Genomic DNA, 25,602 nt, shown 5'->3' on the forward strand with positions numbered 1-25,602 from the left:
TTAGAGATCTGCACGACCCCGTTTAATGGCAGCAAGCACTTGCGCTGGAGCAGTACCGCCAGCATGTTGACGAGAATTTACCGAGCCATCTACCGTTAAGAGGGTAAAGACATCATCACCCATGAGTTCAGGGCGATTATCTAAGCCACAGGCAAAGCGTAATTCCGATAGGGTGAGATCGGTAAGCATGCAGTTACGACCAACGCAGGCTTTAACAGCGTGAGCTACGGCCTCATGAGCATCACGGAAAGCCAAACCTTTTTTGACCAAGTAATCAGCTAAGTCAGTTGCAGTGGCGAAACCTTCTTCAGCGGCAGCCTTCATTACATCTGCTTTCACCTGAATATGTGGGACCATATCAGCGAAGATACGCAATGTATCTTGCACGGTATCAACAGCATCAAACAATGGCTCTTTATCTTCCTGGTTATCTTTGTTGTATGCCAGTGGCTGACTCTTCATTAAGGTCAATAAAGAGATTAAGTCGCCGTATACGCGACCTGTTTTACCGCGCGCCAATTCTGGTACATCTGGATTCTTTTTCTGCGGCATGATGGAGCTTCCAGTGCAGAAACGATCTGGTAAATCAATAAAGCCAAAGCGTGGGCTGAGCCAAAGCACAAGCTCTTCAGATAAGCGAGATACGTGCATCATTAAGATGGAAGCAAAGGCACAGAACTCAATCGCAAAGTCACGATCAGATACTGCGTCAAGCGAGTTATTGCAGATGCCATCAAAACCAAGGGTCTTGGCAACTTGCTCACGATCAATTGGGTAGGTAGTTCCGGCTAATGCAGCAGCACCAAGCGGTAGACGATTAAAGCGAGCACGAAGATCAGTCAAGCGGCTAGCATCACGGCTAAACATTTCGTAATAAGCCATTAAGTGATGGCCAAAAGTAATGGGTTGCGCTACTTGCAGGTGAGTGTGGCCAGGCATGATCGTGGCAGAGTGGGTCTCCGCAAGATCCAGCAAAGCAATACGCAAGGTTTTGAGGGTGGCTGCAATTTGATCCACGCTACCACGCAACCACAGACGTAAATCCGTGGCGACTTGGTCATTACGTGAACGACCAGTGTGAAGACGCTTTCCGGCATCGCCGACTAATTCCGTGAGGCGAGCTTCAATATTCAGATGGACATCTTCCAGAGCGAGTTGCCAGTTAAATTCACCAGCCTCAATTTCACCCTTAATCTGAGCCATACCCTTTTGAATATCCGCTAAATCTTGCGCGCTAATAATCTTTTGGGTGGCCAGCATTTCAGCGTGAGCCAAAGATCCAGCAATGTCGACTAAGGCAAAACGTTGATCAAAGCCAATGGAGGCGGTATAACGCTGAACTAGTTCGTCAACGGGTTCGTTAAAACGGGCCGACCAAGCTTGGGCTTTGTTGGCAAGGGAATTTTTTGATGAGCTCATAAACGCAGTATATTGGTGTAGGTCTTTGCTTATTTTAAATGTTATGTCCCAAACCCCTATTTCTAGCTCCACTTCCCCTGTATCTGCCACCCCTCAGCGCCTGGTAATTGCCTCCCGTGAGAGTCGCCTTGCCATGTGGCAGGCGGAACACGTCCGAGATTGCCTTAAAAAGCTCTATCCAGCATGCGACGTGCAGATTCTGGGTATGACTACCCGGGGAGACCAAATACTGGATAAGGCCCTCTCTAAAGTGGGTGGTAAGGGCTTATTTGTGAAAGAGCTCGAAACTGCCTTGGAAGACGGCCGGGCTGATTTGGCTGTGCACTCCCTTAAAGATGTGCCTATGGTCATGCCTAAGGGTTTTGATTTGTCCTGCGTGATGGCTCGGGAAGATGCGCATGATGCATTTGTCTCTAATGATTACGCCAGCCTGGAGGATTTACCAAATGGCGCAGTGGTAGGCACTTCTAGCTTGCGCCGTGAGTCGGTCCTGAGATCCAAGTTCCCATACTTAGTGATTCAACCTTTGCGTGGCAATTTAGATACTCGTATGGGCAAACTCGATCGTGGTGAGTATCAAGCCATTATTTTGGCCGCTGCAGGTCTCAAGCGACTTGGTTTGGAAAGTCGTATTCGTGCGCTGTTACCGATTGATCCCTATACGCCAGCTGCAGGGCAGGGTGCACTCGGTATCGAAACTTTGAGCAAGCATCCCAATATTCAAGAGTGGTTAGCCCCCCTCAATGATTTGCCAACTCTCTATGCGGTCACTGCTGAGCGTATGGTGTCGCGTCAACTCGGTGGTTCTTGTGAGGTACCTTTAGCGGCTTATGCCACATGGGATCAAGATCATATGAATATCCGTTCTTTTGTCGCTAGTGTCGATGGCACTGCAAGTTGCTTGGCTAGTGCTCAAGGTGCTGTAAAAAGTGTAGAAGATGCGGAAGCGCTTGGACTCTCAGTTGCGCGAGATCTGATTGCTCAGGGTGCAGAGCATTTATTGCCAAACGGTCTACCTAAGTAAAACCCAATGAGCAACAAGACTATTGTCATTACCCGTCCCAGCGGACAGGCACGTCAATTGTCGGAGGCCTTACAGGCAAGTTTAGTAGATAGCGGGTTTACGAAAGACACAGTCCCCAAGATCATTTCTTTGCCACTACTGACAATTGTCCCGAAGGGTGATGATGTTTTAGTAGAGCGGATCACTGCAGCACTCAAGTCTGCAGACCTAGCAATTTTTGTTAGCCCCAATGCAATTGAATGCACGATGCGTTTGCTGGAAAGATCTTGGCAAGAGGTATCTGATCGGCCATTACCAATAGGTGTGATGGGAGGAAGTAGTTTGGCAGCCCTCAACAATCACGGTATTGGTCTTGAGGGCAATGCTACAAAAATTATTCTTCCTCAAAGTAATGTGCAGTGGGATTCCGAGGGCCTTTGGTCTGAATTGCAGGCCCTGAACTGGGATTGGTCGAGCAAGAAAGTCATCATCTTTAAAGGTGAGGGTGGGCGCGACTGGTTAGCTGAAACTTTAAAACAGGCTGGGGCGCAAGTTGAGGCTTTCTCTGTTTATACCCGGGTACCATTAGATCTCAATAGTTCCGCCTGGAATGATGTCCATGAGATGGATTTTGCAAAATCACTTTGGTTACTAACCTCATCTGAGGCAGTGCGTTATTTGGGTCAAGCAACATTGCCCTTAGATCTGGCAACAGCCATTTGTCCACATCACAATATTGCGGATGCCGCTGAGCAAATTGGCTTTGGTGAGGTGCTTACTTGCGAGCCTGGTGATGAGGCTTTAATTGCCGCATCGCAAGCTTGGCTATCCATCTAATTACTGGGGTAGTTGAGCAGGGCAGGCAGAAATACTTCACTCACCAGGAGTGGACGTCCCTTCAGTTGATAGAGCGTACGTCTTGCCCAACTCACAGAGGGAAGCTCTGGGTATTGCTGGAAACACTTTTTCCATAAGGCACTTCGTTTATCCAGTCGAGTAATTTCACGTAAAGGTTTTTTCTTGGAGTGCATGCGTGTTTTAGCAAACAACACCGCTCCTAAAGGTTTCTTTCCTAAACGTAAAATCTCGTGATTACTGCCACTAGAGCTACTGATGGGAATAATGCTGTGAGCCATGACTAGTGGAACACCGTTTACACAAAGCAGCACTTCACGGATACGACAACGTTTGATCTTGAAATGAAAATAGCGACTCTCGTCGCTATTTAGGTTTTGCCGGCAATCTCGCAGAACTACTACCTCTAGTTTTTGTCCAATTGCACGTTCAATTTTTTGGGTTAAAGAACCGGTATCACTTAGCCAGGCCTGCCACTTGCGTGGCGCCTGATGCAATTCACCGGAATCGACTCGATTCCATGCAGAACGGAGACGACGACGGTGAACCATTTTTAGCTACCGCTAAAGTTTCTGCGTTGACCGCCAGATTTTGGTTTAGCAAAACGTGGACCAGCGGATGGACGTGAATCACCAGAGCGGTTACCACCAGCAGGACGTGAGTCAGCAGAACGTGCAGGGCGTGAATCAGCAAAACGATTGCCACCAGCAGGGCGTGAATCACCAGATGGACGGGAATCGCCAGAGCGAGATTCGAAATGATTGCCTGAGCGATTACCACCGCCTCCGCCACCAGAACGAGACTCTGAGCGAGCACCAGAACCATAACGGCCACCACCGCCACCAGAACGACCACCACCGCCGAAGCCGCCGCCAGAGCGACCGCCACCTGGGCGACCACCGCCACCACCAAAGCTAGGCTTAGCTTGCGGCTCAAGGCCGGCAATGACTGAGGCAACGATGTCTTGCTGTGTAAAGCGTTCGATATTGCGAATCTTGGCGCGATCACGATGCTCAACTAAAGTGATAGCAACACCATTGCGACCAGCGCGACCAGTACGACCGATACGGTGCGTGTAGTCTTCAGGTTTCATTGGCAAGCCAAAGTTAATCACGTGACTAATGCGTGGTACATCAATACCGCGAGCCGCTACGTCAGTCGCAACCAAAATCTTGGTGTGACCTTTACGCAAAGATTCAAGGCGGCGCATACGAACAGCTTGAGGCATTGCACCGTGTAAGGCGCTAGCTTCATAACCATTTGCACGTAAGGTGTCAGCAATTTTTTCACTTTCAACTTGAGTGCTTGCAAACACAACTGCTTGATCCAAAGAGGCATCAGCCAAAATGTGCTCGAGCAATTTATGCTTGTGTGACATGCTGTCAGCCCAGTGCAGCTTCTGTTCAATGTTCGCGTGCTTTTCGCCAGCATGTGCAAGCTCAATACGCTTAGCGTTAGTGGTTAACTCATTAGCCAAAGACATAATCTTTGGTGCAAAAGTTGCAGAGAACATCAAAGTTTGGGTGCGACCAGCGCAACGCTTATCAATAGCTTCGAGATCATCAGCAAATCCCATGTCGAGCATGCGATCGGCTTCATCGATAACGAGTTGCTTAACGTCATCTAAGCGAATTGCTTTGCTGTCGGTCAGGTCGAGCAAGCGACCAGGGGTTGCGACAACTAACAATGCGCCTTTCAGGGCTTGGATTTGCTTGCCATAAGGCATGCCGCCCATGACGGTTGCAATACGGATGCCTTTCATGCCACGAACTAAGTTCACTGCATCTGCGGCAACCTGTTGAGCTAATTCACGAGTAGGACAGAGCACCAACACTTTAGGTTGTGCGCGACCTGGTACAGGTGAGCCGTTTGGGTTGTCCTCGATCAGTTGATTAATCAAGGGTAATAAAAAGGCTGCGGTTTTACCGCTACCAGTTTGACTGCTGACTAATAAGTCACCGCCAGCGAGAGCCACAGGAATAACCTGAGCTTGCACTTCAGTGGCTTGGGTGTAACCCAGTTCAGCAACGTTTTTAAGGAGTGGCGCCGCGAGGGCGAAATTCTGGAAATCATTTCCAGAGGGATTGGTTTCTTTAGAAAAAGTCATGCTATTACACATCCCTTTCAAGGGATGTCTCCGTGTATACACTCTCTGTTTTTTACTGAGTGTGATGGTCAAAGGCATCGACCATCAGACAGGCGGCAGCGCGATTTTTAACTTCGGTGTTTATGACTTCTAAACGATGCGCTGAAATATAGCTGGGGGGCGATGAATCAAATTGCTTTAAAAAGCCTCCTATTATGGCATTTTGAGGAGCCAATTACAAGGGTTTTCCCGAATTTAATTATGATGGGCTGATGAATTGGTTTATTTCACCTTCAAGTGTTGGCATCGTCGACTTCCCTACCTATTTGCTGGGCGTGATTTTTACCATCTTATTTCCCGGTCCAAATTCTCTGTATGTATTAACGATTGCTTCACTGAAAGGTTGGCGCGCGGGAGCGTGGGCATCGCTCGGGATTTTTATTGGGGATGCCATTCTGATGATGGGTGTTGCCCTAGGAGCCGCTACCTTACTCAACTCATCGCCATCCACATTTAACTTCATACGTTTGCTAGGTGCCGCATATTTGGCATGGATGGGTTATGGGTTCATACGAGATGGAATGCGGCGTTGGCGTGGAGATCAATCAGTTGTTACTGAAGATGTCGGAGCGCATTATTTGAGCTCAGTGCACCCCTTAATTGCTTCATTGACATTGTCCTTAACCAATCCCAAGGCGATCTTTTTCTTTGTTTCATTTTTTGCGCAGTTCATTCAACCGGGCTACACGCATCCTGTTGATACCTTTTTGTATCTTGCTGTTGTGCTACAGCTGGTCAGCATGACTTACTTGGCTGGTTTGATATTTTTAGGGCAATATTTTTTGGGCTTCTTTAAAAAGCACTCTCGCTATGCTGCGATTCTTTGGATTGTCGTTGGGATACTTTTAGTTGGATTTGCTACAAAGCTATTGCTCTAGTCCTAAACCCAGCGATAGTATTTATTTGAGCCAGCGTAATAAGCGCTCAACACCCTTGCGATAAGGTGGCCTTGCCAATTTGGTTCCACCTAAGAACTTGAGACCCAAGAAACCGCCAACCTCTAAGACGGATTTGCGATGACTGAATGCATCAAAACCTGCTCTGCCATGATAGGCACCCATACCGCTTCTGCCGATGCCACCAAAAGGTAAATCCTCTATTGCTGCATGCAAGAGGGTGTCATTGATTGTTACACCACCAGAACGAGTTTCATTGAGAATTCGCTGCATTACCTTTTTCTCTTTACCAAACCAGTACAGGGCTAATGGCTTAGGCCGTTCATTGATATAGCGAATGATGGAATCAAGATCATTAATAGTTACGATTGGCAGAATGGGTCCAAACACCTCTTCTTGCATGACGAGCGCATCTTCAGAAACATTCAGGAGTGCTACAGGCATGAATGCCAGCCCAAGATTTTTAGGAGTAGAGAGCAAGGGAATTGCTTTTGCCCCACGATTCACTGCGTCTTTAACCAGTTGATGCCAATGTGCTAACTGATTTTCATCAATTGCACCTGTGAATTCTTCTGGATTGGAAAATTGTTCTTGAGCAGCATTTTGCAATTCCTGAATAAAGGTTTCGCTAACACTTGAGTGAACTATGGCGTAATCCGGGGCAATACAGGTTTGACCACCATTCACTAATTTGCCGTAAATAATACTTGCGGCTGCATCTTTCATTTTGGCAGATGGGTCAACAATCGCTGGCGATTTGCCGCCTAGCTCAAGAGTGATTGGCGTTAGATGGTCTGCAGCAGCACGCATCACTTTCTTGCCAATGTTGCTAGAGCCAGTAAAGAAGAGATGATCGAATGGAAGTGCTGCAAAAGATTCTGCAACTTCAGTGCCGCCAACGGTGACACAAAATTCGATCGGGTGAAAATACTCTTGAATTAATGTTGCCAAAAATCCAGAAGTGCGTGAACTTCTTTCTGAAGGTTTGAGCCAAACTCGATTACCCGCCGCAAAAGCCGCAATAGCAGGAACTAATGCTAGTTGGACCGGGTAATTCCAGGGGCTCATGATGCCCACCACACCCATGGACTGCATTTGTGTCCAAGCATGAGAGGAGGCCAAGAATGCTGGTGTTGAGACTAGTTGCGGCTTCATCCACTCTTTGAGATGCTTACGGACATGTTTACATGCCTGATAGACCATCTGAAATTCTAGGAGTCGACTCTCAATCGAATGACGAGTACCAAAATCTGCGGCTAAGACTTTGCAGATCTTTTCTTCATTAGCGGCGAGCATTTTTTCAATGCGACCAATTCGTTCAAGGCGAACCGCTAATGTGGGGTTTGGTTCTGCGGCATAGGCTGCCTTGATTTCGTCTAATTGGAGTGTGAAACGATTTATCGACATGGGGTTTTATGTGAAGCAAGCAAATGATTGAATAAGGTATTAGGATAAAGGTATGAACAACACTATCCTTAAAAATGACCTCATTCTTGAGCGCGCCACCTTAGGTGGCGGCTGTTTCTGGTGCCTGGAAGCGGTTTACCAGCAAATCTTAGGTGTCAGCGCTGTAGTTTCGGGGTACGCGGGAGGGGCGTTAGCTAATCCTGATTATGAATCCGTTTGCTCAGGTCAAACTGGCCATGCTGAAATCGTTGATGTCTATTTCGATCCGACGATAGTGTCTTATCGTGATTTATTGGAAATCTTTTTTGTTATTCATGATCCAACTACCTTGAACTATCAGGGCAATGATCATGGTACTCAATACCGATCAGTGATTTTTACTCACAGTGAAAGTCAAAATGTCACGGCCCATGAGGTGGTCAAAGAGTTGGAGAATGCAAAGATCTACTCCAATCCAGTAGTGACCCAAATTGATGTTGCGCCCGTTATTTATCCAGCCGAGGATTATCACCAAGATTATTTCCGCCAGCATCCTGGGCAGGGTTACTGCAGGGCAGTTGTTGCTCCTAAGTTAGCTAAATTTAGAGCCAAGTTTCAATCTCTGATTGCGCCAGAGTTTCGCTAGAGCAATCAGGTCAAGTGCAGTCGAATCAGTTAGGGTGCTAGGCGAGTAATACGCCATTGAGCCCCATCGAGTTGATAGTGAATGCGGTCATGTAAGCGCGATGGTCGCCCTTGCCAGAATTCAATTTCAGTAGGGCGTAAGCGATAGCCTCCCCAATGATCGGGTCTAGGTGGTTTATCTCCAAAGTCGGCCGCGAAGCGCTTTTCAGCTTCTTCAAGAAATTCTCGATTCGGAATTTCAGCGCTTTGAGGTGATGCCCAAGCACCAATTCTGGAGGCTGCTGGGCGAGACTGGAAATATTCATCGCTCTCGGCAGGGCTGACCCGCTCAACCACCCCTTTAATACGAACCTGACGCTCTAGTTCATGCCAATGAAACAGTAAGGCAGCCTGTGGTCGAACGGCTAACTCTTTCCCTTTTTGACTGTCGTAATTAGTAAAGAAGGTAAAGCCAGTCTCATCCGCCCCTTTTAGTAAGACAATACGAGCTGATGGATTGCCTGCTGCATCTGCAGTGGCCAAAGTCATTGAGTTGGGTTCTGGACACTCCGCTTTAATAGCTTGATCAAACCAAAGCTGAAATAAGCTCAGTGGATTGGGTGGAACCTCAGTCTCTGAAAGTTGACCGAAGGTATAGTTTTTGCGAAGTTGAGCGATGGAGTCCATTTTTTCAGTATAAAGAGAAGCTATGGCAGAAGACAAGATTGAAGAGAGCGCAGAAGATCGTCGTTTTGGAGGTGTAGCCCGGCTATACGGCCCAGAGTTGCGTGAACGTTTTCGTCTTGCCACGGTTGTTGTGGCTGGATTAGGTGGGGTAGGTTCGTGGGCTGCTGAGGCTTTGGCGCGCACGGCTATTGGACATCTGGTCTTGATTGATTTTGATCACATTGCCGAAAGCAATACTAATCGTCAGCTACATGCTCTTGAAGGTGAGTATGGTAAAGCTAAGGTACAGGCGATGACTGATCGCATTCGCCAAATTAATCCTGATATCAAGCTTACTAGTCATGATGCATTTTTGGAGCCAGAAAATCTGGATACCCTGATTCCAGAAGGCGCAATTGTTTTAGATGCAACCGATTCGGTGCAAACCAAAATTGCCTTAGCAGTTTGGGCTAATAAAAATCAGCGTGCTCTAGTCATGTGCGGTGCAGCTGGCGGAAAATCAGATCCCACTTCCGTGCGATGTGATGACCTGTCTAGAACTGAGCAAGATGCTTTATTGGCAAAGGTGCGTCAGGGCCTCAGACAGGATCATGGATTTTCTAGAAACCTGAAAAGAAAAATTGGTATTCGTGCGATCTACTCCCATCAGCCTCGTGCAGGTGTTGCTAGTGGAGGCCTTGCATGTTCTGGTTATGGGTCAACAGTGATGGTGACTGCAGCTTGTGGTTTAGCTGCTGCTGCTGAAGTCTTAAATCTCATTGCTATTCAGTAAGATTTCTGAAGCTGAGCAATAAATCCTTAAGGGGAATCCCTGTAGGAAATTACGGATTCTGATGTCATCCAAAATTTATTATTTCCCCATCAAGCCTGTATCTTCTTTGCCCAAAGATTTCTCTTGCACCATATTTAATTGTTTAAGCACTTTACGCATTTTTATCCCCTAGTGTAGAAGCTCAGTCCTCCCTAGACTTTGCCTCGTTGGTGATTTACCAACGACAAATCGAAAGGAGGTCTCTTTTGCAGACTGAACAAACTGGTTTACAGCGCCACCTCAAAGTAAGGCACATTCGCCTGATGGCTTTGGGTTCCACTATTGGTGTTGGATTATTTCTGGGCTCGGCAAGCGCGATTCAGATCGCAGGACCTTCCATCTTGCTGGGATATTTACTAGCCGGTATCGTTGCATTCATTGTGCTTCGCGCCTTGGGTGAGATGGCAGTGCATGAACCGGTTGCTGGTTCATTTGCTGCATATGCCAATACCTATGTAGGACCGCTAGCGGGTTATATGGTCGGGTGGGGCTATTGGACTTACTGGATCGTTGTTGGAATAGCTGAAGTCACTGCTGTTGGTATTTATATGGGGATTTGGTTTCCTGATGTACCTCAGTGGATCTGGGCTTTGTCTTCCATCTTGATGATGGGCTTAATCAATCTCATTGCTGTAAAAGTTTTTGGTGAGTTTGAATTTTGGTTTGCTCTCATCAAAGTCGTTGCTATTGTGGCCATGATTGCCTTGGGAAGCTCAGTCATCTTCTTTGGTTTTACCAATGACTGGAATCCGATTGGTTTCAGTAACCTTTGGCAGCACGACGGCTTCTTCCCTAACGGTGTTGGCGGTATGTTGCTTTCCCTGCAGATGGTCTTATTTGCATACGTTGGTATTGAGATGATTGGGTTATCTGCTGGTGAGGCAGAGAATCCACGCAAAACCATTCCGATGGCAATTGATTCATTGGCATGGCGCATCTTGATTTTTTATATGGGTGCGATTCTTGTCATCTTGGCTATCTTCCCTTGGAATGAAGTTGGGCAACAAGGAAGTCCATTTGTAGTGATGTTTGAGCGGATTGGTTTGCGCGAGGCCGCTGGCATCATTAACTTCGTAGTGATCACTGCCGCTTTGTCATCTTGTAATGCCGGGATCTTTAGTGGTGGGCGACTCTTATATGCGCTCTCAGTGAATGGCTATGCACCTTCCCCGTTTGCCAAGCTATCCAAGTATGGTGTTCCACATCGAGCAGTGATGGCGACGGTAGCAGTATGTATGACCGGAGTGGTCTTGAACTACTTCGTTCCAGATAAAGCATTTCAGTACGTTATGGCTGCAGTTACCTTTGTTGGATTAATGGTGTGGATTGCAATCTTGCTCACCCAAATTCAATTTCGTCGCTCACTGACTAAATCCCAGATTGCCGAGTTGGCCTATCGCACGCCTTGGTGGCCCTATTCCTCGTGGTTTGCATTGGCATTTATTACCTTGGTCGTGGTGTTGATGGGCTTTCATGAGGATGCACGGATTGCCTTGGTATTGGGTCCGTGTCTATTAGGTGTGTATCTCGCCATGTTCTACATCGTTGGCTTACATCGCAAAACAAAACTGAGTCGTGAATTCAAATAAGGAGATTGAAATGATTGTTGGCGTACCTCAAGAAGTAAAAAATAATGAATTTCGTATTGGCTTAACCCCGGGTAATGTCAGGGGCTTATGTAAGCAGGGACATTCTGTCCTAGTACAGCGTGGAGCTGGTGAACAAATTGGCTTGAGCGATGAGTCTTATCGTCTATCTGGTGCCACCTTGATCAACAGTGCTGCTGAGGTCTTTGCAAAGGCAGAGATGATCGTCAAGGTTAAGGAGCCTCAGCCCCAAGAATGCGCCATGTTGCGTGAAGATCAAATCCTCTTTACCTATTTACATCTCGCTCCAGACCCACAGCAGACCAAAGCATTACTAGCCTCAGGTGCAAGCTGTATTGCTTATGAAACAGTTACCTCATGTAATGGCGCTCTGCCTCTTTTGGCTCCGATGAGTGAAGTTGCGGGCAGGATGTCTATCCAAGCAGCAGCCATCCATCTTGAGAAAACAAATGGAGGCTTGGGTATCTTGATGGCGGGTGTGCCAGGTGTAGCGCCTGCAAAGGTCGTTATATTGGGAGCGGGTGTAGTGGGGCGTAATGCCTTGCAGATGGCTGTAGGTATGGGTGCTGATGTTTGTATTTTCGATCGCAATATCGATTGCTTAAGACAGATTGACATGCTCTACGGCAATCGCGTCAGAACCTTCTACGCTGACCCACTTTTGGTTGAATTGGAGGTTTGTGAGGCGGATGTTGTGATCGGCGCTGTCTTGCTACCTGGGGCTGCAGCACCAAAGCTAGTGACAAGAGAAATGGTTCGAAAAATGAAGGCGGGTGCAGTAGTGGTGGATGTCGCAATCGATCAAGGCGGTTGCTTTGAAACATCCAAGCCCACTTCGCATGCTGATCCTACCTTTATCGTAGATGGTGTTCTGCATTACTGCGTAGCAAATATGCCTGGAGCAGTTGCGAGAACCTCTACCTTTGCATTGACGAATGCGACTTATCCATTTGTTGAGGCTTTGGCAAATCGAGGAATGGGGAGAGCACTCTCGCATGATCATCATTTGCGAAATGGCTTAAGTGTGCATCGAGGAAATCTCACTTCTGAGCCCGTTGCTAAAGCGCAGAAAGTAGATTTTGTATCAGCAGAAGAGTTATTGGCTGCATAGTACTTTCATCGAAGTCGCAAGAGGGAATGACTTGGAGGTTTTAGCTCCAAGCTTTCCTCTATCATTCAATGCATGGACTTATCTGCATTAGCTCTTTCTACTGGCGTAGTCGCTCTGGCTGAGATGGGCGACAAAACCCAACTGCTTTCCTTGATGTTGGCTGCCCGCTACCCAAAACAAGCTCTCGCCATTATTGGTGGGATATTGATTGCGACAATTGCCAACCATGCTTGCGCGGCTTTGCTGGGGCATTGGCTCACTACCTTTATGAGTCCAGACATTCTTAAATGGATTTTAGGTTTGAGCTTTTTAGGAATAGGTCTTTGGCTCTTGGTGCCTGATCACATTGATGATGCAGCTGGATCTAAAGTAGCTGATAGAGCCCTTCAGGTATTCATGCTCACGGTTGGACTTTTTTTCTTGGCCGAGATGGGAGATAAGACCCAAATTGCCACTATCGCTCTAGGAGCTAAGTATTCCGATGTTGTCTCGGTCACCATTGGCACCACTTTGGGGATGATGTTGGCCAACGCTCCAGCTGTTTGGATTGGTCAGAAGTTCACTAAACGCATGCCGATTAAATGGGTGCATGCGGTAGCTGCTGTGACCTTCATCGCCATTGGTGTCGCCACCCTCATCTGGGGTTAGGGCGAAATTGGTCTACGGGGCTTAAAATTACCCCATGAAAACTGATCTGCCACAGAGCTTCCGTAGGCTCGAATACTGCGCTCCCAATTACACCTTTTCACAGGTTGAGTTAGACATTGCTCTGGATCCCGCCAGGACAATTGTGAAGAGTCGCCTAGAGGTCTTGCCAGGTTCTGCTCATGAGGCTGGCACGCCTTTGCTACTGCAGGGCCATGAGCTGGAGTTTGTGAGTTTGCGTATTAATGGTGAAGCTCATCGTCAATTTGAACTGACACCAGAAACATTAACTATTCATGCATTGCCCAATGAAGGTAAGCAAGCTTTCATTGTTGAAATCATTTGTGTCTGCGTGCCTGAGAAAAATACCTCGCTGATGGGTCTGTATGTCTCTAATGGCAATTTCTTTACCCAGTGCGAAGCAGAGGGATTCAGAAAGATTACATATTTTCTTGATAGACCAGACGTCATGGCGCGCTATCGCGTCACACTGCGTGCACGTGAAGCGGAGTGCCCGGTACTGTTATCAAACGGTAATCTCATTAGTACGGAAAAATTGACGAATGGATGGCATAGCGCTGTTTGGGAGGACCCATTTCCAAAACCGTCTTACTTGTTTGCCTTAGTTGCTGGCAAGTTGGAATGCATTGAGGAAACTATCACCACCAGCAGTGGCGCTCAGAAGTTACTGCAAATTTGGGTTGAGCCACATGACCTGAAAAAGACTCGTCATGCAATGGATTCTTTAATTGCTTCGATTCATTGGGATGAAAAACGTTACGGCCTTGAGCTCGATCTTGAGCGCTTTATGATTGTGGCGGTAAGCGATTTCAATATGGGTGCAATGGAGAACAAGGGTCTCAATGTTTTCAATACCAAATTTGTACTCGCTCAGCCAGAGACAGCAACAGATGCCGACTTTGCCAATATTGAAAGCGTAGTAGCTCATGAGTACTTCCATAACTGGACTGGTAATCGAGTTACTTGTCGAGATTGGTTTCAACTTTCTCTTAAAGAAGGTTTGACCGTATTCCGTGATCAGGAGTTCTCCGCTGATCAAATGGGTAGTGAGTCCGGTAGGGCGGTTAAGCGTATTGAAGACGTGCGCTTGTTGCGTCAACTTCAATTCCCGGAGGATGCGGGTCCGATGGCGCACCCCATTCGTCCAGATGAATATCAAGAGATTAATAACTTCTATACCGTGACTGTGTATGAGAAGGGCGCTGAAGTAGTGCGCATGTACCAAACCTTGCTAGGTCTTGAGGGTTTCCGTAAAGGTATGGATCTTTACTTTAAGCGTCATGATGGACAAGCGGTGACATGCGATGATTTCTTGGCTGCTATGGCAGATGCTAATGGGCGAGACCTCTCCCAGTTTAAAAACTGGTACAGCCAAGCAGGCACCCCTAGAGTCAAAGTAGAGGAATCCTACGATGCTGATAAAAAGCAATATCAAATTACCTTGACGCAAAGCCCTTCAGCCAATATTGAACGCAAAGATAGCAAACCATTTCATATTCCATTGAAGATGCGCTTACTCACGCCTGCAGATGATCAGGTAGAGACTTTGTTAGAGCTGACTCAAGAGCAGCAAACTTGGACTTTTGACCAAATAGCAGGTCATCCAGTGCTATCAATCAATCGTAATTTCTCAGCGCCGATTCAATTAGATTTTGATCAGAGTGAAGCTGATTTACTGACGATGTTCTCAAGTGATGACGATGCCTTTAATCGTTGGGAGGCTGGCCAGAAGCTCGCCATGCAGATGATCTTAGGCAATCGCTTGCCTGATAAAGCTCTGATTGAGGCTTATCGTACCCTCTTGACTGATCCGGACTTAGATCCTGCATTCAAAGAGTTGGCTCTGACTTTACCTGCTGAGACCTATTTGTATGAGCAGTGTGCAAGCGTTGATCCTCAGCAGATTTATGCTGCCCGTCGTGCTTTCCGCCATGCCATTGCCAGTGAGCTGAGAATTGAGTGGGCCGCCCTCTACCAGCAGATGCAGACTCCAGGACCATTTAACCCTGATGCAGCAAGTGCTGGTAAGCGTGCATTAAAGAATCTTGCGCTCAGCATGTTGCTCGAAGCGGATCCACTAATCTGGTCACCCATGGCAGTCAATCAGTATCAGAATGCTGACAACATGACTGACCGATATGCAGCTCTAGCTGGTTTGGTGATTCATGGAAGTAAATCTGCAGCAGCTTGCCTAGAAGATTTTTATAGCCGCTTTGCTGATGATGCTTTAGTGATTGATAAGTGGTTTGCACTGCAATCCAGCAGACCCCCAGTCGTTAATAATGAATCTACCTTGGATGTGGTTAAGCGTTTACGTGAGCACGAAGCTTTCAAGATGAATAACCCCAATCGAGTGCGCAGCGTTATTCATGCATTTTGTATGAATAACCCCGCCAGCTTTCATCAAACCGATGGTAGTGGATATGCATTTTGGGCGGAATCTGTTCTTGCTCTGGATCCAATTAACCCGCAGGTTGCCGCTCGTTTAGCAAGGGGTCTAGATCGTTGGCGCCATTTTGCCAAGTCTTACCAAGACCATATGCTGACAGCCTTGAAGAAGGTTGATGCTTGCGAAACCCTCTCTCCAGATGTGAAAGAGGTGGTTTCTAAGGCTTTAGGAAATTAATCTTCCCTAGATTTAATATTTTTTGTTTCAGTGAAAATTTTCTTTGAAAGCAACATCGAGTTGGGTGGCTAAGGCTTCTAGATTTTTATCGAATGTCCAGAGTAGTGCATTTTTCGATAATAGGGTGGAGGCAAGTAGTGAAATATCAACAGCCCCGCAACCTAAATCGTAGAACTTATTTTTTTCAATAAAATCTATCGTCTCCTCTGTTGTTGCTATCGTCGCTTGTCGCAAACTTTTTAGTTGGCTCAAAGTTGTTAGTTTTGGGGCTGGGGGGGATCCGCAACTAAGCTCTAAGAGGACTAATGGGTGACAAAGGATTTGGTCATTAACTAGTAGGGACTGTAGTGATGGATTACTTTTCCTGAAGTGTGAGATCCAAACTGAGGTATCGGCTAGAACCATTGTCATGATTGCTGACTGTCCTTTGGTTTGCGTCGGGGGATGTTCTTCATTTCAGGTGCCTTTCCGCCCAGTGCGGCCAACCGTTTACCGATTTGAACTCTGACAAATACATTCATTGCTTCGCGGAAAAGGTCAGCCTTATCCATTTCTGGATCTGCAAGCTCTAAGCCTCGCTGGTAAAGCGCATCATCAATTGTTACGGTTGTTCTCATGGTTTTCCTCATCATTTTTGATGCATATTAACATCAAAATAATCATCAATATAGAGGAAATAACTGTTTTTTTGGGATAAATCATCTGTAGAGGTGCGCCCTGAAGAGCGCATTTGAGAATGTGGCGACTGAACAGGGCAAAATAGACCCTATGTGAAAAATGTCGTTTAGACAGTATCTACGGAGAAATTCCTTTTGAGCACTTCAAGTACTTTTAATATCAATTTCAAGCAATATCTATCGTCCGCCAAGGTTAAGGGTGTAGACATTCCCGCGGGCCTACAAGAGTTGTTATTGGCCGTTGCCGATACTTGCTCAACCTTGAGTCATGAAGTAGCACAAGGCGCTTTAATTGGCTTATTGGGATCTGCTGGTACTGGTAATGTTCAGGGTGAAGTTCAGCAAAAGTTGGATGTCATTGCCAATGACTTATTGATCGACGGCGTACAGGGTTGCAAATCTTTAGCCGGTCTCGCTTCTGAGGAGATGGAGTTGCCGCTTCCAGTTCAAGGAACTGGCGACTACTTATTGTTGTTTGATCCGCTAGATGGCTCCTCTAATATTGATGTCAATGTCTCTATCGGAACCATTTTCTCGGTGCTGAAAAAGCAAGATCCTGCATCGCCATTGCAGACGGAGGATTTTTTATTGTCAGGTCGTCACCAAGTGGCTGCGGGTTACGTTGTCTACGGACCGCAAACTACTATGGCATTAACTCTGGGCGATGGCGTAGTGATGTTTACCTTGAATAAGGTGACCGGAGAATTTGTCTTAATTAAACATGCGGTGGAGATTGCGCATTCCACTAAAGAGTTTGCAATCAATATGTCTAATATGCGCCACTGGGCTGAGCCTGTGCGTCGCTACGTTGATGAGTGCTTGGCTGGTGTTAGTGGTGAGCGTGATAAAGATTTCAATATGCGCTGGATTGCATCCATGGTTGCCGATGTGCATCGTGTTTTATCGCGTGGTGGCATCTTTATGTACCCATGGGACCAACGTGAACCCCACAAGCCAGGCAAGTTACGCCTGATGTATGAAGCAAATCCGATGAGCTTCTTAGTGGAACAGGCTGGTGGTGCATCGACTAATGGCGAGCAACTCATCATGGATATGGTGCCCACTGAACTGCATGAGCGCGTTTCTGTTATGTTGGGTTCTAAGGAAGAAATTGAGCGTCTCCAGCACTATCACTCTCAGGCATAAGCAACTACCAAAACCCTGAAGTTGATCTATTAGGTGATCAATTAAAAAGCCCAATCGCTGATTGGGCTTTTTGTTAGGGCTACAAAAGGAAGTCTTGATTAAGGCTGAACTTTCTCTTTAAGGTAGGCTAGAGATTCTTCTACTTGATCAATGAGGATCAGGCAGATATCACCAGCAGATAAATCATTGAGTGCGGTATCAATGGCGAGGAATTCACCGGTAATCTCTTTAACTTGTTTAGCTTTCTTGGTGCCTACTAAACCTTCTTGCAAAAGCTTTAAGACTTCACCATCTTCGCGACCACGTTGACACTGATCTTGATAAAGAATGACATTGTCAAAGCTATTACCAAGAATGCGAGTCAGGTCACGAATATCTTCATCCCGACGATCGCCGGCACCACTGATCACCACATGACTCTTTTTGGGTTTCATGGCCTCGATAGCGCTGGCTAGTGCACGCATGGCATCTGGATTATGACCATAGTCAGCAATCACAGTGGCGCCCTTATGCTGGAATTGATTAAAGCGTCCAGGTACTGCATTAGCTGAACTCTCAAAGGAATGGAGGCCGCAAGCCACTTTTTCTGCGTCTAAACCTAGGGCCCAGGCTGCACCAATAGATGCCATCGCATTTTCAATCTGGAAGCCCAGTACACCATTTTGTGTGAATGGAATCTCACTGACTGGGTAGCGGAAAAGTACGCGTTCTCCTTTAGAGCAGATGATGTGAGTGCCATCAAAATAAATTACTTTTTTATTCTTCGCTCGATGGGCTGCAATGACGGGATGATGTGGATTTTGAGAAAAGAAGATCACTCGACCAGTGCAGAAATCACCCATTCTGGCTACGATGGGATCTGTTGCATTGAGCACTGCGGCGCCAGTAGGGGCAACGTTCTGAACAATGACCCGCTTCAGGATCGCTAAATCCTCTACGCTAGTGATGTAGTTCAGTCCTAGGTGATCACCTTCACCAATATTGGTCACAACAGCTACTTCACAACGGTCAAAGCCAAGACCCTCGCGCAGCAAACCACCTCGGGCAGTTTCGAGCACGGCAGCATCAACATCAGGATGCATCAGGACATTGCGAGCGCTCTTAGGGCCGCTGCAATCACCAGAATCAATTAAGCGATGGTTAATGTATACGCCATCCGTGGTGGTCATACCCACTCGCAAACCGGTCTCATTGAGCAAATGAGATATGAGGCGTACGGTGGTGGTTTTCCCATTGGTACCTGTAACGGCTACCACTGGAATGCGTCCATCCTCACCTAGTGGGTACATCATGTTGATAATGTCTTCGCCAACAGCGCGACCCTTGCCATAAGAAGGCTTGAGGTGCATACGTAAGCCGGGTGCTGCGTTGACTTCAACGATTCCACCACCCTGAGGCTCTAGAGGTTTGTAAATCGCCTCACACAAAATATCAACACCCGCAATATCTAAGCCAATCATTTGAGCTGCTGCAATTGCACTCGCCGCTACATCAGGGTGCACATCATCAGTCACATCAGTGGCAGTGCCGCCGGTGCTGAGGTTAGCGTTATTGCGCAGTAAAACGCGCTCACCCGTCTTGGGGATGTATTGCGGGCTTAGGCCATTGCTGGCTAGATGCGCAAGCGCGATGTCATCAAAACGAATCTTGGTTAATGCAGTTGCATGACCATCACCACGCAATGGATTTTTGTTCTCTAGATCAACTAACTCAGAGACGGTATGTTTGCCGTCACCAACCACTTGAGCTGGCTCTCGGCGCGCTGCAGCAGAGAGGCGATTACCCACCACCAGCAAGCGGTAGTCAGCTCCAGGGAGATAACGCTCGACAATGGTTTGACGTCCAAAAGCTTGGGTGACTATAAAGCCAGCACGTACCTCTGCTTCAGTTTGGATATTGGCAACAACACCTTTGCCTTGATTGCCATCTTTAGGTTTCAGAACAATGGGGCCACCAATTTTTTGAGCAGCGCGCCATGCATCATCCGCAGTAGTAACGACTTCACCAGTAGGAACAGAAACCCCTGCAGCTGCCAATAAGTTTTTGGTGAGCTCTTTATCTTGTGCAATCGCTTCTGCAATCGCACTGGTATCACTAGTCTCTGCTGCCTGAATGCGTTTTTGTTTACTACCCCAGCCAAACTGCACCATGCTGCCCTCAGTCATGCGGCGGTAGGGAATATTTCTTTGTACGGCAGCATCGACGATAGAGCCAGTGCTAGGTCCTAGGCGAACATCTTCATACAAAGCTTCTAATTCTGAGAGGGCCGCAGCTAGATCAAAAGGTACATCACTCAAGGTTGCTTGAATAAGCCCAAAAGCAAAGTCAAAAGCCATGCGTCCAACAACTTCTTCTGTGTATTCCACGACGACTTGATAGACGCCGACATCAACTGTTTGTACTGTGCGGCTAAAAGTGACTGGGCAACCCGCTTGAGATTGAAGTCCTAAAGCAGCATGCTCTAAGGCATGTGCCAGAGAGAGAATTTCATTGTGGCCGCCACGACGCATATTGCCCAATTGGGGAAAGCGTTCGCGAATCTTGATTTCAAAATGGGGAATAGAATCGATTGAGCGCTCTGTTTCATCGCAAGAGACAATAGCCTCTAGGGCGGTATGGCGGCTCCATAAATTTGGGCCGCGTAACATGCGAATACGGGTGATTTCCAATTAAACCCCTGCTGGAATATTGGAGCTAGAAACAAATGTTTCAACTCCAGCTTCGATAACGTTGAAAGGAATATCCAAAGCCCAGGCCGCACCAATAGCAGCTGCAAGGCTTAAGTGTGGCGCCCATTCAAGGGATGACTCCTTCACTGCTGGAGGAATTGGAATCACCAACTTGTCTAGCTTGCCTTGCTTGAGTGTAATTACAGACGGGCTCACAATAATTGAGCGACCATCTTTTTCTTGGTGAGCAGTGACTACAGGAGAGTTTGGCTCTTGAGAGAAGTACATGACTTCACCTTTACTGAGCTCAGCCATTTTGACAATCATTGGATCATCTGCATTTAATACGCTGGTGCCAGCGGGTAATACGACATCAACCTGGGTACGCACTACATTAAATAATTGATCTTCTTCGCTGATGTTATGTTCAGGAAAGAGTTTGAGTGGATCAATATTGAGGACGACCCCAACCTGGCATTGATCATATGCGAGACCCTCTAGCAATAAGGATGCATTGTCATTCTCAAGGACGGCAACTTCAATCGCTCTATTTTGAAGAGTGCGTCGTGCATTTTCCCAATGGGAAGAAGAGGTTTTTTTAATCAATCGGTTGCCAAAATACAGGCCAAGATTGGTAGAGAGCCCGACATGCACATTAGTCAATCTAATAAAGTGGGCAACCATTTCAGCGACGATAGTTCTTCCGGAATTACCGCTAATACCAACGATTGGAATTCTGAAATCGTATCCTGGAGGAAAGAGATGATTTGCAATTTCTTCGCCAACAGGTTGTGGAGTGCCACTGGCAGGTTTTAAGTGCATCAATAAGCCTGGACCTGCATTCACTTCAACAATAGCCGCGTTCTGCGACTCTAGTGGCTTACTAATATCTTGTGCAACGAGGTCAATTCCCGCAATTTCAAGTCCTACAACGCGTGCAGCCAAAGCTACTTGGTGGGCTACTTCAGGGTGAACTAAATCAGTCACATCAAATGCCACATTGCCATTACTTTGAATCAATACTTTTTGATCAACCGCCGGAATACTGTCACCAGTTAGTTTTTGGCGAGCCAGCTCTAGCTCAACTGCAGAATCGATCCGAACTGGGTTGAGAGGGCACTCTTCGGTCGTGCCACGTCGTGGATCAGAATTAATCTGAATTTGAATAAGTTCAAGCACAGTATGCTTGCCATCACCGGTGATCCAAACTGTTTCACCTTTCGCGGCTGCCACTACTTTATTGCCGACTACTAACAAGCGATGTTCATCGCCAATGATGTGGCGCTCAACTAAAACCTCGCTACCTTCATTGATTGCTACAGCGTAGGCTGCTTCAATTTCTTGTTGGGTATAGAGGTTGATAAATACGCCACGGCCATGGTTGCCATCAATTGGCTTCACCACTACTGGTAAGCCAATATCTTGTGCGGCTTCCCAAGCATCATCAGGACTTGTGACAACTCTACCTTCAGGGATTGGAACCCCCGCGCTTGCGAGCAAGCTCTTAGTCAGATCTTTATCGCGCGAAATAGTTTCTGCGATGGCGCTAGTTTGATCAGTTTCTGCTGTCCAAATACGTCGTTGCTTGGAGCCATATCCGAGTTGAACTAAGTTGCCGCTAGATAGTCTGATGTAGGGAATTTCTCGGACAGTAGCAGCGTTGACAATGCAAGCTGTACTAGGACCAAGACAAAGATCGTCACTTAAATCACGAAGCTCTTCAATGATCTGCTCTCGTTGGGCAATGGCATCACCATTATCTTGAATGAGGGTGAGGAGGAGGTCACGCGCAAACTTAAATGCTTGCAATGTCACCGCTTCTTCAGTGGCACTCACAATGACTTTGTAAACGCCTCGGCGACCACCATCACGCGCTCTACCAAAACCACCAGCTATTCCAGCTAGGTTTTGAAGCTCGATAGTGAGATGCTCGAGAATGTGCCCAGGCCAAGTGCCCTCTTCAACACGTTTTAAGAAACCACCGGGTTCCCCATAACTGCAGCGATGCTCATGTAAGCTTGGAAGACACTTAGAGAGACGATCGTAGAAGCCGGGAATTAAGTCAGACGGATAGTCTTCCAGGTCACCAATGTCGATCAAAACCTCAAGCGCAGGGTTGTAGCTCCACATATTGGGGCCACGCAGATGTCGGTGGCTCAGGATTTCAATGGTTTTATCTAGTAATTGGGGCATGTGTGGAATGGGGAAACTCAGCGCCGCATCAGAAGGTGAGGGCGGGGATGTCTCAGACTATCTCTCTGGTTTTAGTAATTGTTCAAAATCCACAAAATTAGCAAAAATACATAAAAAAGACTATTTCGATAATTTAACGGCTTTCTACCTTTGAAAGTTGACAGCATCATTAAATCTTAGAAACCTAGCTCCACTATACTTTTAGGACTAATGAAGCCAGACATTTCCCCATCCGTACCCTCTGTGCCCATTCAATGGGTTGCTGCATTAGAGGCCGATCAGTCCCCGGTAAAAGGGCTGGATTCCATACTGGCGTGGGTTGAGCTGGATCTTGACGATGCTATGCGCTTTGAAAAAAGCCTACTTTGCTTGATCCCGTCAGGGCTATTTTGGACGGATGGCACTCACTCAGAATTTTGGCCGATTAGCTCTGGAGCCCATCTTCACCAGGGTGATCATGCTGGAGTGGGTTATCTGAAATTAGAGTCTGAGGTCTCTTTACAGAAGCTTTGGCGCTTTACTTTGGCTGTTAATCCGCAAATATTGCGTCTTCAGAGTGCCTATAAGCAGTGCATGGGAGGCGCCCAGGTCGGCAAAGAGTCTGAGGCTTCTGAATACGATAAACAGGTTTGCCCAGTTTGTTTGAGTCCGAAGCCTGCCAATTCAGAAGCTTGCCCCACCTGTGATCCAGAAGAGGATGCTCCGCCATCTACCTTGACCCTGTTTAAGCTGTGGCGTTTTGCTCGCCCCTATAAAAAAGAGCTTTTATTGGGCTTTGTTCTGACTTTGCTCTCAACCGGCGCTACTTTGATCCCGCCTTATTTGACGATGCCTTTAATGGATCACGTATTGATTCCATATGAAAAAGGTAACCCGATTGACTTCAATTTAGCCAGCAAATATCTCATTGCTTTATTTGTTGCCGCGATCGTCGCCTGGGGTTTGGGTTGGTGGAAAACATACTTACTTGCATTGGTGAGTGAACGTATCGGGGCAGATTTGCGCAATACCACTTTTGAGCATTTGCTGAAATTGTCTTTAGAGTATTTTGGCGGCAAAAGAACTGGTGACTTGATTGCGCGTATTGGCGCAGAGACAGATCGCATTTGCGTATTTTTATCTTTGTACGCTTTGGACTTTGCGACCGATGTGATCATGATCACCATGACGGCGGCAATTTTAGTTTCGATTGATCCCTTGCTGGCATTAGTAACTCTCGCACCATTGCCATTTATCGTGTGGATGATTCATGTGGTTCGAGACAAGCTGCGTTTTGGTTTTGAAAAGATTGATCGCATTTGGTCTGAAGTGACTAATATTTTGGCGGATACGATTCCAGGCATTCGGGTTGTCAAGGCTTTTGCTCAAGAAGAACGCGAGCTCAAACGTTTTGTAGATTCGAATAAACACAACTTGCAAATTAATGATCGCGTTAATCGAGTATGGGGTTTGTTCTCGCCAACAGTTACGCTATTAACTGAAACTGGCCTCTTGGTGGTCTGGGGTTTTGGTATTTGGCAGGTGGCTCATCAAAAAGTGACGGTAGGTGTGTTGATTGCTTTCTTGGCCTATATCGGACGCTTTTACATTCGATTAGATTCCATGAGCCGTATTGTTTCGCATACCCAAAAAGCTGCTGCTGGTGCCAAACGTATTTTTGATATCTTGGATCATATTTCTAGTGTTCCCGAGCCAATCAATCCAGCGCCATTGGGGCAAGTGAAGGGTCAAATCTCCTTACGGGGCGTGGGTTTCCGCTACGGTAACCGAGCCGTTTCTAAAGGGATTGATTTGGATATTGCCCCTGGAGAAATGATCGGTTTAGTGGGGCATAGCGGCTCAGGTAAGAGTACGCTAGTGAATTTGATTTGCCGCTTTTATGATGTGAGTTCAGGCGCCATCACATTAGACGGGCGCGACATCCGTAGCATCGGAATTGCAGACTATCGCAAGCGCATTGGTTTGGTTCTGCAAGAGCCATTCTTATTCTTTGGCACGATTGCGGAAAATATTGCGTACGGAAAGCCGGATGCAACACGCGAAGAAATTATTGAAGCAGCGCGCGCTGCACATGCGCATGAATTTATTTTGCGCTTACCGTTGGGTTACGACTCCTTGGTGGGTGAGCGCGGCCAATCTCTTTCTGGTGGAGAGCGTCAACGTATCTCCATTGCACGTGCGCTCTTAATTAATCCAAGTATTTTGATCTTGGATGAAGCAACTTCATCGGTAGACACCACAACTGAAAAAGAAATTCAGCGCGCCTTGGATAATCTGGTGAAAGGTCGCACGACGATTGCGATTGCCCACCGCCTTTCTACTCTTCGAAAAGCAGACCGCTTGGTTGTGCTGGATAAGGGGGAGATTGTGGAGATTGGCTCACACGAACAATTGATGGATGCACAGGGAGCGTATTACGCCTTGTATCAGGCGCAACTCCGGCACGCTGCAGAATTGGTTGAGGGTGGTGCTATTGGTGAGAGCATTGACGAGAGTCAAAACACAAGAGATGAAGAGCGTCTTCAAGTTATTGCCAAGGAAACTGGGGGAGGTGTATGAGTCATCATCAAAAATCACACACCCTAGATCGCGATGCCCTTGGGCGCCTGGTATTTACCGATGCTGATGGTATCGAGCATATTGGCGTCTTTCCAGTAAGGGCATTTCCGATTACACAGCCAGAGGCCGGAATCTCCATCATGGACCAGTCCGGCAAAGAGTTGTGCTGGTTTGATGATGCTAAGAGCATTCCAAAAGGTGAGTTAGCCCTGATTCAGGAAGAATTGGCAGCTCGCGAATTTATGCCCGTGATTAAAAAGATCACCAAGGTATCCACTTTTGCCACTCCAAGTCTTTGGGATATCGAAACTGACCGAGGCCCCACCAGAATTCGTCTGAAGGGCGAGGAAGACATTCGCCGTATTGCCGGAAATACACTGCTAATAGCTGACTCTAATGGCCTGCAGTTCTTGATCCCAGACTCCACTCAGCTCGATAAAGTCAGCAAGAAGCTTTTAGATCGGTTCAGATAGGTTTTTTGCTGAGAAATCCATACTAGGGTTACTACTAATTCAATTAGT

The 25,602-nt window shown here is 47.0% G+C and carries 21 protein-coding genes; 12 read left to right on the forward strand and 9 right to left on the reverse strand.

Going from position 1 to position 25,602, the window contains the following annotated elements:
• Window positions 1-1,419 carry an argininosuccinate lyase gene (gene argH / locus GQ359_RS02840; RefSeq protein ID WP_215387414.1) on the reverse strand — a complete coding sequence of 473 codons (1,419 nt, stop codon included), beginning with the start codon at window positions 1,417-1,419 and terminating at the stop codon, window positions 1-3.
• Between the two features lie 43 nt (window positions 1,420-1,462).
• On the opposite strand from argH, the gene hemC reads away from it, so the two are divergent.
• Both hemC and GQ359_RS02850 read left to right on the forward strand, forming a co-directional pair.
• Window positions 1,463-2,443, forward strand: a complete 981-nt coding sequence (hemC, locus tag GQ359_RS02845) for a hydroxymethylbilane synthase (RefSeq protein ID WP_215387415.1) — start codon at window positions 1,463-1,465, stop codon at window positions 2,441-2,443.
• A gap of 6 nt (window positions 2,444-2,449) precedes the next feature.
• Window positions 2,450-3,259 carry a uroporphyrinogen-III synthase gene (locus GQ359_RS02850; RefSeq protein WP_215387416.1) on the forward strand — a complete coding sequence of 270 codons (810 nt, stop codon included), beginning with the start codon at window positions 2,450-2,452 and terminating at the stop codon, window positions 3,257-3,259.
• Here the strand turns inward: GQ359_RS02850 and GQ359_RS02855 are convergent.
• Both GQ359_RS02855 and GQ359_RS02860 read right to left on the reverse strand, forming a co-directional pair.
• Complete coding sequence (locus GQ359_RS02855; RefSeq protein ID WP_215387417.1) at window positions 3,256-3,828, reverse strand: chorismate lyase; 573 nt, start codon at window positions 3,826-3,828, stop codon at window positions 3,256-3,258. The genes GQ359_RS02850 and GQ359_RS02855 overlap by 4 nt on opposite strands.
• 2 nt (window positions 3,829-3,830) lie before the next feature.
• The gene (locus GQ359_RS02860; RefSeq protein WP_215387418.1) at window positions 3,831-5,384 is read right to left on the reverse strand and encodes a DEAD/DEAH box helicase; all 1,554 of its coding nucleotides are present in this window, start codon (window positions 5,382-5,384) and stop codon (window positions 3,831-3,833) included.
• A 251-nt stretch (window positions 5,385-5,635) separates the two neighbouring features.
• On the opposite strand from GQ359_RS02860, the gene leuE reads away from it, so the two are divergent.
• Entirely contained in the window at window positions 5,636-6,301 is a 666-nt protein-coding gene (gene leuE, locus GQ359_RS02865) for a leucine efflux protein LeuE (protein ID WP_215387419.1), read from the forward strand.
• A gap of 21 nt (window positions 6,302-6,322) precedes the next feature.
• Here leuE and GQ359_RS02870 read toward each other — a convergent pair whose 3' ends face one another.
• Window positions 6,323-7,726 (reverse strand): coniferyl aldehyde dehydrogenase, encoded by a 1,404-nt coding sequence (locus GQ359_RS02870; protein ID WP_251367912.1) that lies wholly within the window; start codon window positions 7,724-7,726, stop codon window positions 6,323-6,325.
• Between the two features lie 52 nt (window positions 7,727-7,778).
• Here GQ359_RS02870 and msrA point away from each other — a divergent pair, with 52 nt between their 5' ends.
• Complete coding sequence (gene msrA, locus GQ359_RS02875) at window positions 7,779-8,351, forward strand: peptide-methionine (S)-S-oxide reductase MsrA (RefSeq protein WP_215387420.1); 573 nt, start codon at window positions 7,779-7,781, stop codon at window positions 8,349-8,351.
• Between the two features lie 29 nt (window positions 8,352-8,380).
• On the opposite strand, the gene pdxH is transcribed toward msrA, so the two are convergent.
• Entirely contained in the window at window positions 8,381-9,016 is a 636-nt protein-coding gene (pdxH, locus tag GQ359_RS02880; RefSeq protein WP_215387421.1) for a pyridoxamine 5'-phosphate oxidase, read from the reverse strand.
• A gap of 22 nt (window positions 9,017-9,038) precedes the next feature.
• Here pdxH and GQ359_RS02885 point away from each other — a divergent pair, with 22 nt between their 5' ends.
• The 5 genes from GQ359_RS02885 (at window position 9,039) to pepN (ending at window position 15,837) form a co-directional block, all read left to right on the forward strand.
• Window positions 9,039-9,788, forward strand: a complete 750-nt coding sequence (locus tag GQ359_RS02885; protein ID WP_215387423.1) for a ThiF family adenylyltransferase — start codon at window positions 9,039-9,041, stop codon at window positions 9,786-9,788.
• A 302-nt stretch (window positions 9,789-10,090) separates the two neighbouring features.
• Window positions 10,091-11,416 (forward strand): amino acid permease, encoded by a 1,326-nt coding sequence (locus GQ359_RS02890; RefSeq protein ID WP_305848981.1) that lies wholly within the window; start codon window positions 10,091-10,093, stop codon window positions 11,414-11,416.
• Window positions 11,417-11,426: 10 nt separating this feature from the next.
• On the forward strand, window positions 11,427-12,545 hold the full coding sequence (gene ald / locus GQ359_RS02895) for an alanine dehydrogenase (RefSeq protein ID WP_215387425.1): 1,119 nt from the start codon (window positions 11,427-11,429) through the stop codon (window positions 12,543-12,545).
• Window positions 12,546-12,617: 72 nt separating this feature from the next.
• The gene (locus tag GQ359_RS02900; protein WP_215387426.1) at window positions 12,618-13,193 is read left to right on the forward strand and encodes a TMEM165/GDT1 family protein; all 576 of its coding nucleotides are present in this window, start codon (window positions 12,618-12,620) and stop codon (window positions 13,191-13,193) included.
• A gap of 34 nt (window positions 13,194-13,227) precedes the next feature.
• Window positions 13,228-15,837, forward strand: a complete 2,610-nt coding sequence (gene pepN / locus GQ359_RS02905; RefSeq protein ID WP_215387427.1) for an aminopeptidase N — start codon at window positions 13,228-13,230, stop codon at window positions 15,835-15,837.
• Between the two features lie 27 nt (window positions 15,838-15,864).
• Here the strand turns inward: pepN and GQ359_RS10170 are convergent, their stop codons facing one another.
• On the reverse strand, window positions 15,865-16,089 hold the full coding sequence (locus GQ359_RS10170) for a hypothetical protein (protein ID WP_371822452.1): 225 nt from the start codon (window positions 16,087-16,089) through the stop codon (window positions 15,865-15,867).
• Window positions 16,090-16,244: 155 nt separating this feature from the next.
• On the reverse strand, window positions 16,245-16,454 hold the full coding sequence (locus tag GQ359_RS02915) for a type II toxin-antitoxin system VapB family antitoxin (RefSeq protein ID WP_215387429.1): 210 nt from the start codon (window positions 16,452-16,454) through the stop codon (window positions 16,245-16,247).
• Window positions 16,455-16,649: 195 nt separating this feature from the next.
• On the opposite strand from GQ359_RS02915, the gene GQ359_RS02920 reads away from it, so the two are divergent.
• Window positions 16,650-17,660: a class 1 fructose-bisphosphatase gene (locus GQ359_RS02920; protein ID WP_371822453.1), complete on the forward strand. Its 1,011-nt coding sequence runs from the start codon at window positions 16,650-16,652 to the stop codon at window positions 17,658-17,660.
• Window positions 17,661-17,758: 98 nt separating this feature from the next.
• Here the strand turns inward: GQ359_RS02920 and cphA (GQ359_RS02925) are convergent, their stop codons facing one another.
• Complete coding sequence (cphA, locus tag GQ359_RS02925) at window positions 17,759-20,329, reverse strand: cyanophycin synthetase (protein ID WP_215387430.1); 2,571 nt, start codon at window positions 20,327-20,329, stop codon at window positions 17,759-17,761.
• Window positions 20,330-22,522, reverse strand: a complete 2,193-nt coding sequence (gene cphA / locus GQ359_RS02930) for a cyanophycin synthetase (RefSeq protein ID WP_215387432.1) — start codon at window positions 22,520-22,522, stop codon at window positions 20,330-20,332. It abuts the gene before it with no gap.
• A 210-nt stretch (window positions 22,523-22,732) separates the two neighbouring features.
• On the opposite strand from cphA (GQ359_RS02930), the gene GQ359_RS02935 reads away from it, so the two are divergent.
• Complete coding sequence (locus GQ359_RS02935) at window positions 22,733-25,081, forward strand: ABC transporter ATP-binding protein (protein ID WP_215387433.1); 2,349 nt, start codon at window positions 22,733-22,735, stop codon at window positions 25,079-25,081.
• On the forward strand, window positions 25,078-25,554 hold the full coding sequence (locus GQ359_RS02940; protein ID WP_215387435.1) for a DUF1854 domain-containing protein: 477 nt from the start codon (window positions 25,078-25,080) through the stop codon (window positions 25,552-25,554). The genes GQ359_RS02935 and GQ359_RS02940 overlap by 4 nt, the downstream gene beginning before the upstream one ends.
• Window positions 25,555-25,602 lie beyond the last annotated feature (48 nt).

The sequence above is a fragment of the Polynucleobacter sp. AM-7D1 genome, assembly GCF_018688455.1.
Taxonomy (GTDB): domain Bacteria; phylum Pseudomonadota; class Gammaproteobacteria; order Burkholderiales; family Burkholderiaceae; genus Polynucleobacter.